The following is a 13,296-nucleotide window of genomic DNA, read 5'->3' as shown; positions in this document are numbered from 1 at the left end:
TCGGCAGTCGGCCGAAGGAACCGTATGAAATTCGCGCAGTCGAGCAGGCTTGCCAGCCTGTCGCGCAAAACTGCGGGATCGATCGCCGACGAGGCTGCACGACTGGAGGCGGCCGGACACCGGGTCATGCGGCTCGATACCGGCGACCCGTTCCCTTTCGGCTTCCAACCTCCCGCTGAGCTGATCCGCGAAATGGCCGAGACGCTCGCCACCTCGGCCGGCTACACCGCGACCAAAGGGTTGTTGACGGCACGGCACGCCGTGGTGCAGTACTACGCCGCCCGCGATGTCCCCGACATCGACGTCGAGCACGTGTTCCTCGGCAACGGCACGTCCGAACTGATCGTGATGGCGATGACCGCGCTGCTCGACGAGCGCGACGAGGTCCTGGTCCCCGCGCCCGACTTCCCGGTGTGGACCGACGCGGTGAACGTCAACGGTGGTCGCGCCGTCCACTATCGGTGTGACGAGTCGGCGGACTGGTATCCCGACGTCGCCGACATCGCGGCGAAGGTCACCGCGCGTACCCGGGCGATCGTCATCATCAACCCGAACAATCCGACGGGCGCGGTGTATCCGCCCGCCGTGCTGACCGGCATTTTGGACATCGCGCGCGAGCACAACCTCATCGTCTGCTCCGATGAGATCTACGACAAGATTCTCTTCGACGACGTCGTCCACACCACGACGGCTTCACTGGCGCCGGATCTGCTGTGCCTGACGTTCAACGGCCTGTCGAAGGCGTACCGCTGTGCGGGATTTCGCGCGGGCTGGCTCGCGGTATCCGGACCGACCGATCACGCCGTGAGCTACCTCGACGGCTTGACGACCGTCGCCGGTCTGCGTCGTTGCGCGAATGCGCCTGCCCAACAGGCGATTCGGATCGCACTCGAGGCCGATCGGTCCGGGCGTGACCTCACGCTACCTGTCGACGTACTGCACGAACAGCGTGATCGGGTCTGGGCGGCCTTGAATTCGATTCCCGGCGTCTCGTGTGTCAAACCCAGGGGCGCGCTGTACGCATTCCCCAAGATCGACCTCGGCTTGTATCCGATCCGCGACGACGAGCAGTTTGTCCTTGATCTGCTGCTGCAGGAGAAGATCCGTCTCGTTCCCGGTACGGGCCTCAGTTGGCCTGAGCCCGACCACGTCCGGATCGTGATGCTGCCGTCCGCCGACGAGCTCGAAACCACCGTCGAGACAATCGGACAGTTTCTGGCGACGTACCGCCAGTGACATTCACCGCCGCTCAGTCGCCGTTTCGGTCTGCGTTCGCATGGATTGCGTCACGGCAGTAGGCCGCAAGCCCCGGAAGCCCGAATGACGCGTCGTACGTGGCGACATACCTGGGATCGCTGACGTACATGTCCCCCAGATTGCGGTGGAACGCCGGCGAGCAGTCGTAGAACCAGCGATTCACGTGCAGCCGATGTTTCTCCGCTGCGTCCATTGCCTCGTGGGAGTTCGCGGGAAGCCCGGCGCGGAAGGCATCTGCCAACGCCTTCTCGACAGCTGCCCCTTCAGACTTGATCTGGAGCCATTGCTCCTTGCCGTAGGACTTCGTTCGGCGCTGCGATTCTCGCCACTCTTGCGTGTCACCCCATTTCTGTTCAGCCTCGGCCTGGTAGTCGTCGAAGCCGTCGCCGAAGAGCTCGCGCATGTCGTCATCAGTCATAGGTGTGTTGGTCATTGCTTTGTCCAATGCGTGGTCGATTGCCTCGACGAGATCCTTCATCTCATCGATCCGGGACATGACGCGCTCGCGCTGGCGAATCAAGTGGCTGACCACATCACCCTCGTCGAGCACGCTCGCGATCTCGTCGAGCGGCAACTCGAGGCGGCGGTAGACGATGATGTGGGACAACCGCATCAGATCCGCGGACGTGTAGACCCGATAGCCCGACGTCGAACGCCTACTCGCGGTCAGCAACCCGATCTCGTCGTAGTGATGAAGCGTCCGCACCGTGATGCCGAATCGCTTCGCGACCTCGCCCACGGTGAGTTCGTCCACCTGCATCTCCTGCGTCACATCGACCATGTTCGCGCCTCACGCCGCGTGAGGGTCAACCTAACGTTGGGCGATCACTTCCAACGTGATTTCGCGGCTGGGCCTCGTCGCGATTCCGCGAGGGACGGCCCGTGGTGGCCGCTCACCCTGCACAGACGCGAGATCGAGTGACTTCATGATGGTGCCGATCGCGACGGCGAGCTCGTTGTGGGCGAAGGCTGCACCGATGCACCGGCGGTAGCCCCCGCCGAATGGCGCGTACCGGAACGGTGACGGTCTGGCAGCCAAAAATCGATCAGGGTTGAAGATATTCGGTTCGGCCCATACCTCGGGGTTGAAATGCAAGGCGGGCAGCGCAATTCCGACCACGTCACCGGCCCCGCAGGAAACGCCGGCGATTGTCATCGGCGCCGTGAGTCTCCGCAGAACGATCGGCACGGTTGGGTGCACGCGCAGAGTTTCCTGGATCACCGCGCCGAGGAACGGCAGGGTGGCGATCTCAGCCGGTGTGCTGACGGTGGCCAGCTCGTCGAGGACCCGTGTGCGAATGCCCTCGTCCTGATGGATGTGGAAAAGCGCCCAGGCCAACGACGTCGCGCTTGTTTCATGTCCGGCGGCGAGCATCGTCCGCAGTTGGTCACGAAGCATGTCGCCGCTGAGGCTGTTGCCCTCGTCGTCGGTGGCCTCGAGGATCAGGTCCAGCACGTCGCCGCCGTGCTCACCACTGCGCCTGCGCGCGTCGATCTGTTCGGACAGGAATTCGTCGAGCTGCGCGCGAAACGCGACCAGCCGGGCCCATGGCCCCCGGCCCGCGACATCTCGGCGCAGCCAGGGAACCAGCATCAGCGCTGCACCGCCAGCCCGCAGCAATTGCGTTGTCACCCTGGAGAACTCGTCGCGCCTTCCACCATCGGTCACGCCGAAGACCACCCGGATCACCACGTCCAGAGTGATGGCCTGCGCCGTTCGACCGACGAGGAGGCGATCTCCCGGCCGCAGCGCCTCGATCTCCCGCGCGGTGGCCTCGGCGATCAGGTCGACGTAGTAACGCATGAGTTCGCCACGAAATGGTGGCGTCAGGACACTTCGCACCCGGCGATGGGTCTCGCCTGACAGCAGGATCAGCGAGTTCTTTCCCACGACGGGCTCGATCGGATTGGGCAGCGGTGCCCGACACATCGCCCCGGGCGCGGTCAGTATGTCGCGGGCACCATCGGCCGTCGAGAAGAACAACACCTCACCGAGTCCCGGAAATCGCACTGCAAACGGCGCAACGTCGTTGGCATGGCGCCGAAAGAACCCCTCCGGGTCGACGCCGGCCCACGCGGCACGCCCGAGCGCAACCGCCGTCGCCACGAGCCTCATGCGCGACGCGCCACGACGACCTGGTTGCGGCCCAAGCGGCTGAACTCGAGGGTGATAGCCGGATCGGCGTACGCGGCCAGCGTGCGAAAAGCTGAACAGCTGTAGGCACGCAACGAACTGATCAGCCCGTCGTGGGCGAACGGCAGTAACACAAACGGCAACATCGAGGCCAACCGCAGGACGTGCACCAGGGCCGAGGGCCGGAACAGATCACATATGAGAAGCGTGTCGGCGACGCGGGTGCCCTCCGCCAGCACACGAGCGGCCTGAGCCGGCGGCAGGTGATGAAACGACAGCGCGAACAAGGCCAGATCGTAGGAGCCGTCGGGCGCGTCGATGTCGGTGGCGTCGACCTGCCGGACGACGACCCGCGGATCGCTGCCCAGATCACTGGCGGCGATGTTGGCCACTGAGATCGGATCGATGTCCGTGACCGTAACGTGGGCGGTGGGGCGCATTTTCAACACTGCGCGCGACAGTGCCCCGTGGCCGGCCCCCAATTCCAGAATCCTCGGGGAATCGACGTCGGCGACGAGTGGCAGTGCCCGGGCCGCGAGATGCTCGTGGTCCCGCAAGATCCGGCCCATCCAGTCCAGCGACCAGATCACCTGTCGCTTCACCCACTCATCGACGTCATCGCGGTCCAGGTACTCCGGCCGTGCGGTCCGCAGCCGCCGATCAAGCCAGGAGGCGTCGAACCCGGCGCGCGGCATGGTCGCGATGTCCATCTCAGTCCCGGCAGCCCGGCGGCTGTTCATCGGCGACGGCCTCCACCACGCTGAGCGGGGACGCGGTCGGGACCACGCGGGTCATCCGGAAGCCTGCCTGTGCCAACAGAGTCCGGTACTCCTCCGCGGTCCGCTCGCGCGATCCGAGGTTCAGCAGCATCTCCAGGTCTACCCAGTTCTCCGGTCCGTCACGGCCGTTATCGCGGACGACCATCTCGACAAGCAGCAGAGTGGCCCCCGGCCTGGCCGCGGACCGAACGTTGCGCAGGATCTGTAGCGCCTTGTCGTCAGCCCAGTCGTGGACGATGTTCTTCAGCAGATAGGCGTCACCACCGACCGGAACATGGTCGAAGAACGACCCTTCCACGACCGTCACTCGGGTCGCCACGTCGCTGGTGCGCAATAACTCCGGGGCGCCCGCGACGACGCGCGGCACATCGTAGAGAACACCCCGCGAGCCGGGCGCTGTCGCCAGGATGGCGGCCAGCATCGCGCCCTGTCCCCCGCCCACGTCCACGATGGTGTGGTGGGCGCCGAAGTCGTAGCTGGCCACCACGACGGCCAGCGTCATCTGGGCGAGACTCGTCATCGTCTGGTCGAAAAGATCTGCATGCTCCGGTATTTCGACGAGGTAGTCGAACCCGTCCATGCCCCGCAGTGCGGGAACGATCGACTCACCTGTTCGAACCGAATCCGTCAGCAGGGTCCAGCGCTCGCGTTGCTCTCGCGAGCCCTGGAACATCGCCGCCCCCTTCAGCGAGATGGGCGCATCGGAACGCAGCGTATCGCCAAGAGAATTGAGTGCATACCGGCCGTCGCGGCGACGGCGGAAGATGCCCCGGCCGATCAGCGCCCGCATCAGCCGCCGCAACGCGTCGGGGTCCGCACCCACCCGAGCTGCCAGATCGTCGAGATGCAGGGGTCCGTCGGCGAGCGCGTCGGCGATGCCCAATTGGGCGGCCGTGGTGATCGCCTGCGCCGGCCAGCCAGACACCACCAACTCCATCATTGCCATGGGCGCGGGCAGCATCCGTTGATGCAGCAGCAGCAGGTGATGGCGCGCCCACTCGACGACGCGGGCGAGCCGGGCAGGCGGCACCTTCGCGCTCCTAGGCATGGGACGCCTCCCGGATGCCGAACCGTCCATGCAAGCGGGCCAGCGGTTTTGGTGCCCACCAGTTGAATCGGCCCATCATGTGCATGAAGGCCGGCACGAGCAGAACCCGCACGAGGGTGGCGTCCGCGAGGATCGCCAATGTCAATCCGACCCCGAGCATCCGCAGGAAGGACACCTGAGCACCCGACAGCGCCGCAAACGTGATCGCCATGATCAGCGCAGCCGCGGTGATCACCCGTGCGGTCCGCGCCAATCCCAGTGCAACGCTTCGGTCGTTGTCGGCCGCAGTCTTGCCGCTCGTCAGCCAGAACTCCCGGATACGCGACACCAGGAACACCTCGTAGTCCATCGACAGCCCAAAAGCGATGCAGAACAGCAGGACCGGAATGCTGATGGCCAGGGTGCCGGTCGATGTCGTGCCCAGGGCGCCGAGGTTGCCGTCCTGAAAGATCCACACCAACGCACCGAACGCGGCCGTCAACGATAAGACGTTGAGTACCAGCGCCTTCAGCGGCACCACTATGCTGCCGGTCATCAAGAACAGCAGCACGAACGTGATCCCGGCGATGATCGCCAGAACCATTCCCAGCCGGGATGCGATGGCGCTGGCAGTGTCTCGGTTGACTTGCGGGGTACCACCGATCAACGCCGGCCGGCCCCCCGGCGCGGGAACGGCCTGTAGCTGATCGAGCTGCGTCTCAGATGCTCGCGAGTACAGCGGCGCGGTGCTGGTGACGGTCAGGAACGCGCTGCCATTCGCGATCGCAGTCGCCGCCGTCGGAGGACCAACGGATTTTCCGCCGACGAACGTGACGCCAGGCGACGAGACGGACGACACGCCGGATACCCCCGACAGCGCGGCGGCGTAGTCGTCGAGCTGAGCCGGACTGACACCCTTCAGATCCGGGATCACGATCGTGAGATTCCTGGCCAGGTCGGCACCGAACTGCGTGCGAAGCTGGTCGCCGACGACATGGGCCGAGCTCGATGTCGGCAAGACCCGGTCGTCGGGTACTCCCCATTTGACGCCGAGAAACGGGGCCCCGAGCAGTAACAGCAGCGCGACGATCGCGACGCCGATCACGACGGCCCTGCGCATGGAAAACATCGCCACCCGATACCAGGGGCCGTCTTCCACCGGGCGCACAGCCCCGACAGGGCGCCGCAGCCAGCGACGCAGATCCAGCGAGTCGAGCCGGTCGCCGAGCAACATGATGGCTGCCGGGGTCACGAAAATGGCAGCGAGAGAGGCGAACGCGACAACGGCAACACCTGCGTAGCCGAAGGACTTGAGGGTATAGATCGGGAAGAGCACCATCGCCGACATCGACAGTGCGACCGTCATCGCGGAAAACAACACCGTCCGCCCGGCGGAGACCATGGTGCGCTCCAGGGCGTCGCCGCGGCCGGCGCCAGTCGCCAGTTCGTCGCGGAACCGGCTCAGCAGCAGCAGCGTGTAGTCGATCGCCAGCGCAAGCCCCAGGGCCACAGCGAGATTGAGCGCGAAGATCGACACATTGGTGGCGAAGGTGATCACGTGCAGCACCGCCATCGCGCCGAAGATCGCGACAGCTCCCACCGCCAGCGGCAGCAGGGCCGCGACCAGACCGCCGAACACCCAGACCAACACCAGGAAGCTCAGCGGAATCGCCACTCCTTCCATGATCTTCAGGTCTTTTTCGCTTTGCTGGTTGATCTGCAGCATCATGGCCGACTCACCACCCGCCAGCACCATCACACCGTCGCGGTCGTGGACGACCTTGTCGATCAGTGCGCCGGCATTCTTCGGTGCGCCGTTTTCGCCGCCGGTGATACCGGCCACGATGACGCCGATCGTGCCGTCCTTACTGACCAGCGAGGTGGCTGCGGACGGCGGAGCGGTCCACGGCGAGGTCACCGTCGCCACAGTCGGCGATTCGGCCAGCGTCGCGACGATCTCGGTCCCCACGGTGCGGGCCGCAGCGGAATTCACCCCGGCGGGTGAGCTGACGGTGATCAGCAGGGGCATGTCACCCTGCCCGAAGGTGCTCGCCAGCAGCGCCTTCACTTGCGACGACTGGGCGCCGGGATCGGTGAGGCCGCCCGCGGAAAGCCGGGCCGCCACCGGGATGCCGAATGCCGCCGTGCCGACGACGACGAGCAACGCGCACGCGATCATTCGCCGGGGAGCACGAGAAGCGAGCCGCGCGATGGCCGCTAACACGGTGACAGAGTTCCCGCCAGCCACTGCGAACGCGCTTCGAGCCGGCGCATCTTCCCACTCGATGTCCGCGGCAATGTGCCGGGCGCCAACAGCTCGACGTGGCCGACGGCAATGCCGGTGTGCTGCAGCACCCGGGCAGCGACGTCACTGGCCAAGCCGTCCGGCGCATCGGCGGTGGTCTCGACCAGCATCGCCAGCGCCTCGTCCTCCGCATCGGCGGGCAGGTAACCCACCGCAACCGCACATCCGGTGCGGACACCGGTGAGCCCGTCGAGCGCGGCCTCGAAATCCTGGGGTGCGTGGTTCGCGCCGCGGATGATCACCGTCTCCTTGGTGCGACCACACACGAAAAGCTCACCGTCGTGGACGAATCCGAGGTCGCCACAATCCAGCCAGCCGCCGATCAGGACGTGCTCGGTGAGGTCGTCGCGGCCGAAGTAGCCGGACATCACGCTGGCTCCGCGAACGAAGATGTGCCCTACCTCGCCGTCGGGCAGCCGCCGGGAATCGTCGTCGCGGATCTCCACTTCGACGCCGGCCAGCGGACGGCCCGTGCTCACCAATTCTCTGTCATCGAGATCGAAGGTTCGAAACACTGTGCCCGGTGGCTTGAACGTCACCGCCAATGACGCCTCGGCCAGGCCGTACACCGGTGTGAACGCTTGCGCATCGAATCCCCACGGCTCGAAGCGCTCACTGAACCGACGCTGCACGTCGGCGTTGGTCAACTCGGCGCCGTTGAGGCACAGCTGCCACGAACTGAGGTCGACATCGGCGAGCTCGTCATCGCGAATCCGCTTCAGGCACAGGCCGAACGCGAAATTCGGTGCGGCGGTGACGGTTCCGCGGTGCCGAGAGACGGCGCGCAACCATGCGGCCGGCACGGCCAGGAACAAATCGGGTGGCAGCAACACCAGCGGTCGTGGAAGGTAGAACGCCGTCAGGAGGTTCCCGATCAAGCCCATGTCGTGATACAGCGGCAGCCAGGTGACGCCGACCTGGTCCGGCATGCCCGCCGCGGCGAAGTAGTCCGCGATCGCCCCGAGGTTGTACAACAGATTGCGGTGGGTCAGCGCTACCGGTTTGGGGTCATGGGTGGTGCCCGAGGAGAATTGGATCAACGCTAGGTCATCGGCGGACACCTCGATGTCACGGTGCCATGTCCCGTTGAGTTCGGTGGCCGTTCGACATCTCACCCCGGTGGCCTCGAGCAGTGGCCGAATGCGCTCCTCAGTGATCACGAGGACGGCCTGAACCGCTTGCAGCATCGCGGCGGTGCGGTGGCGATACTCGTCGAGCTTGCCCAGTCGCACCGGCGGGTACAGCGGCACCGGGATCGCACCCGCGTACAGGACGCCGAAGAAGGAGGCGACGAATTCCGGACCGGTGGGCAGCACCAAGGCCACACGGTCACCGGGCCGGACACCGGCGCTACTCAACCCGGCCGCGACCGCACGCGCCTGCCGGCGAATGTCGGCCATCGGAACTTCGGTGTCGAACTCGTTGCGATCGACGAAGAACAGGCTCTGGCCACTGTGCGCTGCGGCGTCCAGCATCTCGGTGAGCGTGTCGAACTTCGGCCGGATCGCCGGAGCGCCATTCATGACCGTTCCTGGATGCGGCGTAACACCAGCCGGGCCAGGTCGCCGACGGTACGCAGATCGTCACTGTCCTCGGCGTCCAGCTCGATGTCGTAGCGCGCTTCGATCCGGAAGACCAGCGACAGCACCCGCGCGGAATCCATTCCGGCGTCCTGCAGTCCCGAATCGGCGGTCAGGGCGGTGGCGCTATCGGTCTCGGCCCGGATCAGTCCGATGATGTCGTCGATCACCGTCGCCAATGACACCGCTGGGCCGCTGGCCGCCGTCATGTCCGCGTTCCGCCCCACTGGACGGCGGCGGCGCCCGCGAAGTCTCCTGCGTGCGCGAACCCGGCCATCATCACGATGTCGCCGGCGCCGATCTGGCCGTCGACGACAGCAGCCTCCAGATTCACTGGAATCGCGACCGCGAACAGGTTGCCGCACTCGTGGAACGTGTCGCGGTGCCGCTCCGGCGAAATACCCAGCGCCTCATTCCAATTCCGCAACAGCAGTCGATTCGGCTGGTTGGTGACGAGAAGGTCGAGGTCGCCGGGCTTCACGCCGATCCGCTCGCACACCGCACGCACCACCTGGGGTACCTGCCGGTTGCCCCGGGCGAGGACCTTGATGATCTTGCCCTCGTTGAACCCGACATAGCCCTGCCCCGGCCCGGCTTCCCACCACCGCCGCGCGGGATCGGCGGCCAAGGTCATGTCGGTGGCGTTCTCGCCGAAGTAACGGCATTCGATGTCGAGCACCGGTGAAGTGTCCGACAGGGTGACCAGCCCGACGGCCGCCCCGTCGCCGGGAACCGACGCCTGCGCGAGCTTGCGCACCTGGTCCTGCTCGAAGATCTTGCCTGCGGCGTTCTGAGCGACCGCGATCAGCGCCGTCCTTCCGGCGCCGCCGGTCAGCAGTTGCCGAGCGAGTTTGAGCATCAGGACAAATGCCGCGCAGCCGCCGTTGTGGACGTCGATGATCCACTCGGGGTTGATGTTCAGCCGCTTCGCGACCTCGCCACCCGCCCCGAGGATGGGCAGATCGGGCAGCTGCGAGTGGGTGAGCAGCACGTCGACGTCGTCGAGCACCTGCGGCCCATGACGGTCGACCAAGGCGGCGACGGCACGCTGGATCATGTCGACGTTGGACTCGTCATCGGCGGCATGGTGACGATAGTCCGGGGGCCGGAACATCGCGTTGTCCCGCAGATCGTCGTTGCCGCCGTACTGGGTGTACCACTCTGCGGGAACGCGGTTTTCGGGCAGGTAGGTGGCGACATCGATCAGGCTGACGGTGGGCTGGCTCATGACTCGCGCATCCAGTCCGGGGTGATCGGCAGTCCGTTGCGGTGGCGGTACTCCGCAATTGCCTTGAGATTCTTCAACTCCAGAAGGTGCCCGGCGCCGAACATGTCCCAGAAGTCACCCACCCAGACCGGCCGCTCCGGCGGGGCGGCTTCCGGATACGGGTTGTCGTCGTAGAACGGGTGGTGGCAGTTGGTCCACAACACGACCGAGCCCGGTTTGTTGAACACCGTCTGCGCGTCCACGACCCGCATCAGGTAGACCATCCACAGGTGCCGTCCCTGATCCCAGGCGCAGTGGTAATCCACCGTGCGGGCTTCGCGATTGGCGACGGTACGGGTGTAGATTTCGGTCTCGGTACCCAGGCGGTCGTAGGCCAGCCAGAGGCCGTCCTCCTCGGTGCGAGTGAAACCCCTCAGGCTGTAGGTCCATTCCTCCAATGAGCGGGTGTCAGCCAAGTAGTCGAAGAGGTCGTCGGGTGGGCAGTCGACGAAGTCGTTGACGGTGCAGTATTCACCGAACACCTCGTCGTGCGGATAGACCGCGTGGATCATTTCCATGAGGATCGGAGTCGCCTTTTCCCTGGGCGACGTCTCGATGCGCATCAGTCCCGGAATCGGTTCTGCGCCACCGTGGTGTGCGGTGATGTCCGCCAGCGCGGGTAGTGTCATCAGCTGTCTCCCAGATCTAAAAAGGCTGTGAAGGGCGGGATTTCGTCGGCCGAGCACTCCACCGACACCACGGACGGGCCGTCGACGTCCAGCGCCGCCTTGATCGCCACGCCGAGTTCGCCGATATCGGTGACATCCGCCGACGCCAAGGCGGGGAACATGGCCGAGAGCCCCGCCCCGAGCCGGCTGGAACCGAACCGGTTGTAGCTATAGCGATCGCCATAGAACAGCTGCTCGCGGGTGACGCACATGGCATGCGCGTGGTTGTCGAACAACACGAAGGTCACCGGCAGTCGATAATGCAGCGCGGTGTGAATTTCCATGCCGTGCATGAAGAATGCTCCATCACCGGCGATCACGACGGTGCGACGTCCCCGGGCGAACGTCATCCCGATACCGGCGCCAAAGCTGTAACCCATGCCGCCCATGCCGAGGGCCACCAGGAAGCGGCCGTCGCGTCGCGCAGGCAGCCAGTGGATTGCGGCCGCGCCGATGTTGCCCGCGTCCACGACGATGTCGACCTCGTGCGGCAGCAGCGCGTCCAGCACACGCATCGCCTCGCGGTAACGCACGCCAACGCCCGCATGCGCGGGAGGGCTCAACTCGCCCTGCGCGCGATGCCGGGCCGGCGCCCGAGTCACGTCGGCCAACGCCGCGGCCAACCGGCTCAGCGCGGTGCGTAGATCGTGACTCTCGACGTGGGCGCTCGGGAGATACGGAATTCCCGCACCGATCGAGGCGATCGGTATCGAACCGAGCGTCGCGTCCAGACCGCCACGGGCCATCAGCGGAAGCCGGGTGCCCACCACGAGACACAGCGCGCTGTCCGACACCGCGGCAGCCACTTCCGGATGACCCATCACGCCGGCGACGCCCAACGCTGCCGGAGCGACATCCTTCGCGTCGGGCGCCGTGGCCACGGTCGCCTGCAGCACCGCACGCAGCGCCTCCAGTTCGGCGCGGGCGTCGTCGCGGGCCACCTGGTCCCCGGCGATGATCGTCACCGGGCCATCGGTGTTGCGCAGCAGTTGCACCAGCGCGGTGAGGTCTCCGACCATGCGAGGCACGTCCTGGACGGGGCCGTCACCCTCCGCATCGACGACTGCCTGCTGGATGTCCTTGGGCAGCAGGAGAACTGCGGGCCCGCCGATACTCGTCGCGGCCGAGACCGCCCTGGGCAGCGCGGTCAGGATGTCGGCCGGGGTCAGCACCCGTTCGCAGTGGACGGCGACCGCTGCGAACAACGCTTCCCCGGGCAGCGCTCCGTTGACGCCGCTGGTGTCCTGGAACGATCCGCCGCCGTCCGATGTCGTCGACGGCTGGCCGATCAGCGCCAGCACCGGCACCCGGCTGGCCAGCGACTCTCCCAGTCCCGGGATGGTGTTGAGGGCTCCACCGCCGGACGTCGCGACGACGACGCCGAGGCCGGCAACGGCGCGGCTGTAGGCATCGGCCATGGCCGCGGCGGAGAACTCATGCTTGGCCACCACAGCGGTGAGGTCCGAGCAGCCGTGGACGGCATCGTAAAAGTCCTCGATGTTGGCGCCGTCCACGCCGAACACATGGCGAACGCCGCGGCGTACGAGGTGTTCGGCGATGTAGTCGACTACTCGCGTGCGCCCATCCTCTACGCCGTTGCGCTCAGAGTTGACCGGCATGTCGTTCGAGCGCGGTGGCCCCGGGCACGTGTCCAGAAACAGCGCTCGCCATGACTCCCACCTAGTCGGTCTAACTTGCACGAACCCTAGTGCAGGTGCGTTCGTCTTCGCCGGACTTTGGCGATCTGACAGACAATCGCACCCGCTCGTAGCGGTATTTGCCGGGACAGCCTGCTCGCTACCCTCGCGCGAAATGTGAACACGGCGGTGTCCGCTACCGCCGCCCGGCGGCGGGGCCGACCCCAACGGTCTAGGCCATGGCCGCAGCGCGACTGGCCTTGGGCCGCCGCAAGATTTTGACACGCTGGCAAATTCCTGTGCATTTCCCAGGCATCTGAACCATGCCCGCAGTGCTTGGAACGCGCCGGTTCTAGCCCCAAAGCATGGCCAGTCCTGCGAACTTACCCGAGCCAACCATTCCGAACCCCATCGGTGCACGTTATTGACCCTTCCGCAACCGATGACCCGCTTTCGCCTTTGCGTCGCCGCGCCGCCAGCCCTTGACGTTCGATTGTGGCGTACATCACACTGACCTTCTTTCCGTGAACACAGGCGTGCCGCCGCTGGTACAACCCACGTACTCGGACCGCTGGTAAACGCACGACAACCAAGCTCGAACTTTGCTGGGGGAACTGGTCGTACCAGCGATTAAGGAGGTGC

The 13,296-nt window shown here is 65.9% G+C and carries 11 protein-coding genes; 1 reads left to right on the top strand and 10 read right to left on the bottom strand.

Going from position 1 to position 13,296, the window contains the following annotated elements; all coding sequences use genetic code 11:
* The first annotated feature begins 24 nt into the window (after positions 1 to 24).
* Positions 25 to 1,236: a pyridoxal phosphate-dependent aminotransferase gene (locus tag AB431_RS08610; RefSeq protein WP_047329578.1), complete on the top strand. Its 1,212-nt coding sequence runs from the start codon at positions 25 to 27 to the stop codon at positions 1,234 to 1,236.
* Positions 1,237 to 1,249: 13 nt separating this feature from the next.
* On the opposite strand, the gene AB431_RS08605 is transcribed toward AB431_RS08610, so the two are convergent.
* Genes AB431_RS08605 through AB431_RS08560 form a run of 10 tightly spaced genes read right to left on the bottom strand, consistent with a single transcriptional unit; the run spans position 1,250 to position 12,636 of the window.
* The gene (locus AB431_RS08605; protein ID WP_047333225.1) at positions 1,250 to 2,011 is read right to left on the bottom strand and encodes a MerR family transcriptional regulator; all 762 of its coding nucleotides are present in this window, start codon (positions 2,009 to 2,011) and stop codon (positions 1,250 to 1,252) included.
* Between the two features lie 57 nt (positions 2,012 to 2,068).
* The gene (locus tag AB431_RS08600; protein ID WP_047329577.1) at positions 2,069 to 3,373 is read right to left on the bottom strand and encodes a cytochrome P450; all 1,305 of its coding nucleotides are present in this window, start codon (positions 3,371 to 3,373) and stop codon (positions 2,069 to 2,071) included.
* Positions 3,370 to 4,131, bottom strand: a complete 762-nt coding sequence (locus AB431_RS08595; protein ID WP_047329576.1) for a class I SAM-dependent methyltransferase — start codon at positions 4,129 to 4,131, stop codon at positions 3,370 to 3,372. Before AB431_RS08595 ends, AB431_RS08600 begins: the two co-directional genes overlap by 4 nt.
* Positions 4,103 to 5,218 carry a methyltransferase gene (locus tag AB431_RS08590; RefSeq protein ID WP_047329575.1) on the bottom strand — a complete coding sequence of 372 codons (1,116 nt, stop codon included), beginning with the start codon at positions 5,216 to 5,218 and terminating at the stop codon, positions 4,103 to 4,105. The genes AB431_RS08595 and AB431_RS08590 overlap by 29 nt, the downstream gene beginning before the upstream one ends.
* Positions 5,211 to 7,421: an MMPL family transporter gene (locus AB431_RS08585; RefSeq protein ID WP_047333224.1), complete on the bottom strand. Its 2,211-nt coding sequence runs from the start codon at positions 7,419 to 7,421 to the stop codon at positions 5,211 to 5,213. Before AB431_RS08585 ends, AB431_RS08590 begins: the two co-directional genes overlap by 8 nt.
* Positions 7,415 to 9,025, bottom strand: coding sequence for an AMP-binding protein (locus tag AB431_RS08580; RefSeq protein WP_047329574.1), 1,611 nt, complete (start codon positions 9,023 to 9,025; stop codon positions 7,415 to 7,417). Before AB431_RS08580 ends, AB431_RS08585 begins: the two co-directional genes overlap by 7 nt.
* The gene (locus AB431_RS08575) at positions 9,022 to 9,291 is read right to left on the bottom strand and encodes an acyl carrier protein (protein ID WP_047329573.1); all 270 of its coding nucleotides are present in this window, start codon (positions 9,289 to 9,291) and stop codon (positions 9,022 to 9,024) included. Before AB431_RS08575 ends, AB431_RS08580 begins: the two co-directional genes overlap by 4 nt.
* Positions 9,288 to 10,310, bottom strand: coding sequence for a 3-oxoacyl-ACP synthase III family protein (locus tag AB431_RS08570; protein ID WP_047329572.1), 1,023 nt, complete (start codon positions 10,308 to 10,310; stop codon positions 9,288 to 9,290). Before AB431_RS08570 ends, AB431_RS08575 begins: the two co-directional genes overlap by 4 nt.
* The gene (locus AB431_RS08565) at positions 10,307 to 10,978 is read right to left on the bottom strand and encodes a hypothetical protein (protein ID WP_047329571.1); all 672 of its coding nucleotides are present in this window, start codon (positions 10,976 to 10,978) and stop codon (positions 10,307 to 10,309) included. The genes AB431_RS08570 and AB431_RS08565 overlap by 4 nt, the downstream gene beginning before the upstream one ends.
* Complete coding sequence (locus tag AB431_RS08560) at positions 10,978 to 12,636, bottom strand: thiamine pyrophosphate-binding protein (protein WP_047329570.1); 1,659 nt, start codon at positions 12,634 to 12,636, stop codon at positions 10,978 to 10,980. The genes AB431_RS08565 and AB431_RS08560 overlap by 1 nt, the downstream gene beginning before the upstream one ends.
* Between the last annotated feature and the right edge of the window lie 660 nt (positions 12,637 to 13,296).

This window comes from Mycobacterium sp. EPa45, from assembly GCF_001021385.1.
In the GTDB taxonomy this organism is placed as follows: domain Bacteria; phylum Actinomycetota; class Actinomycetes; order Mycobacteriales; family Mycobacteriaceae; genus Mycobacterium.
Note: the sequence above shows the minus strand (reverse complement) of the source record. Positions and strands in the feature narration are given on the sequence as shown.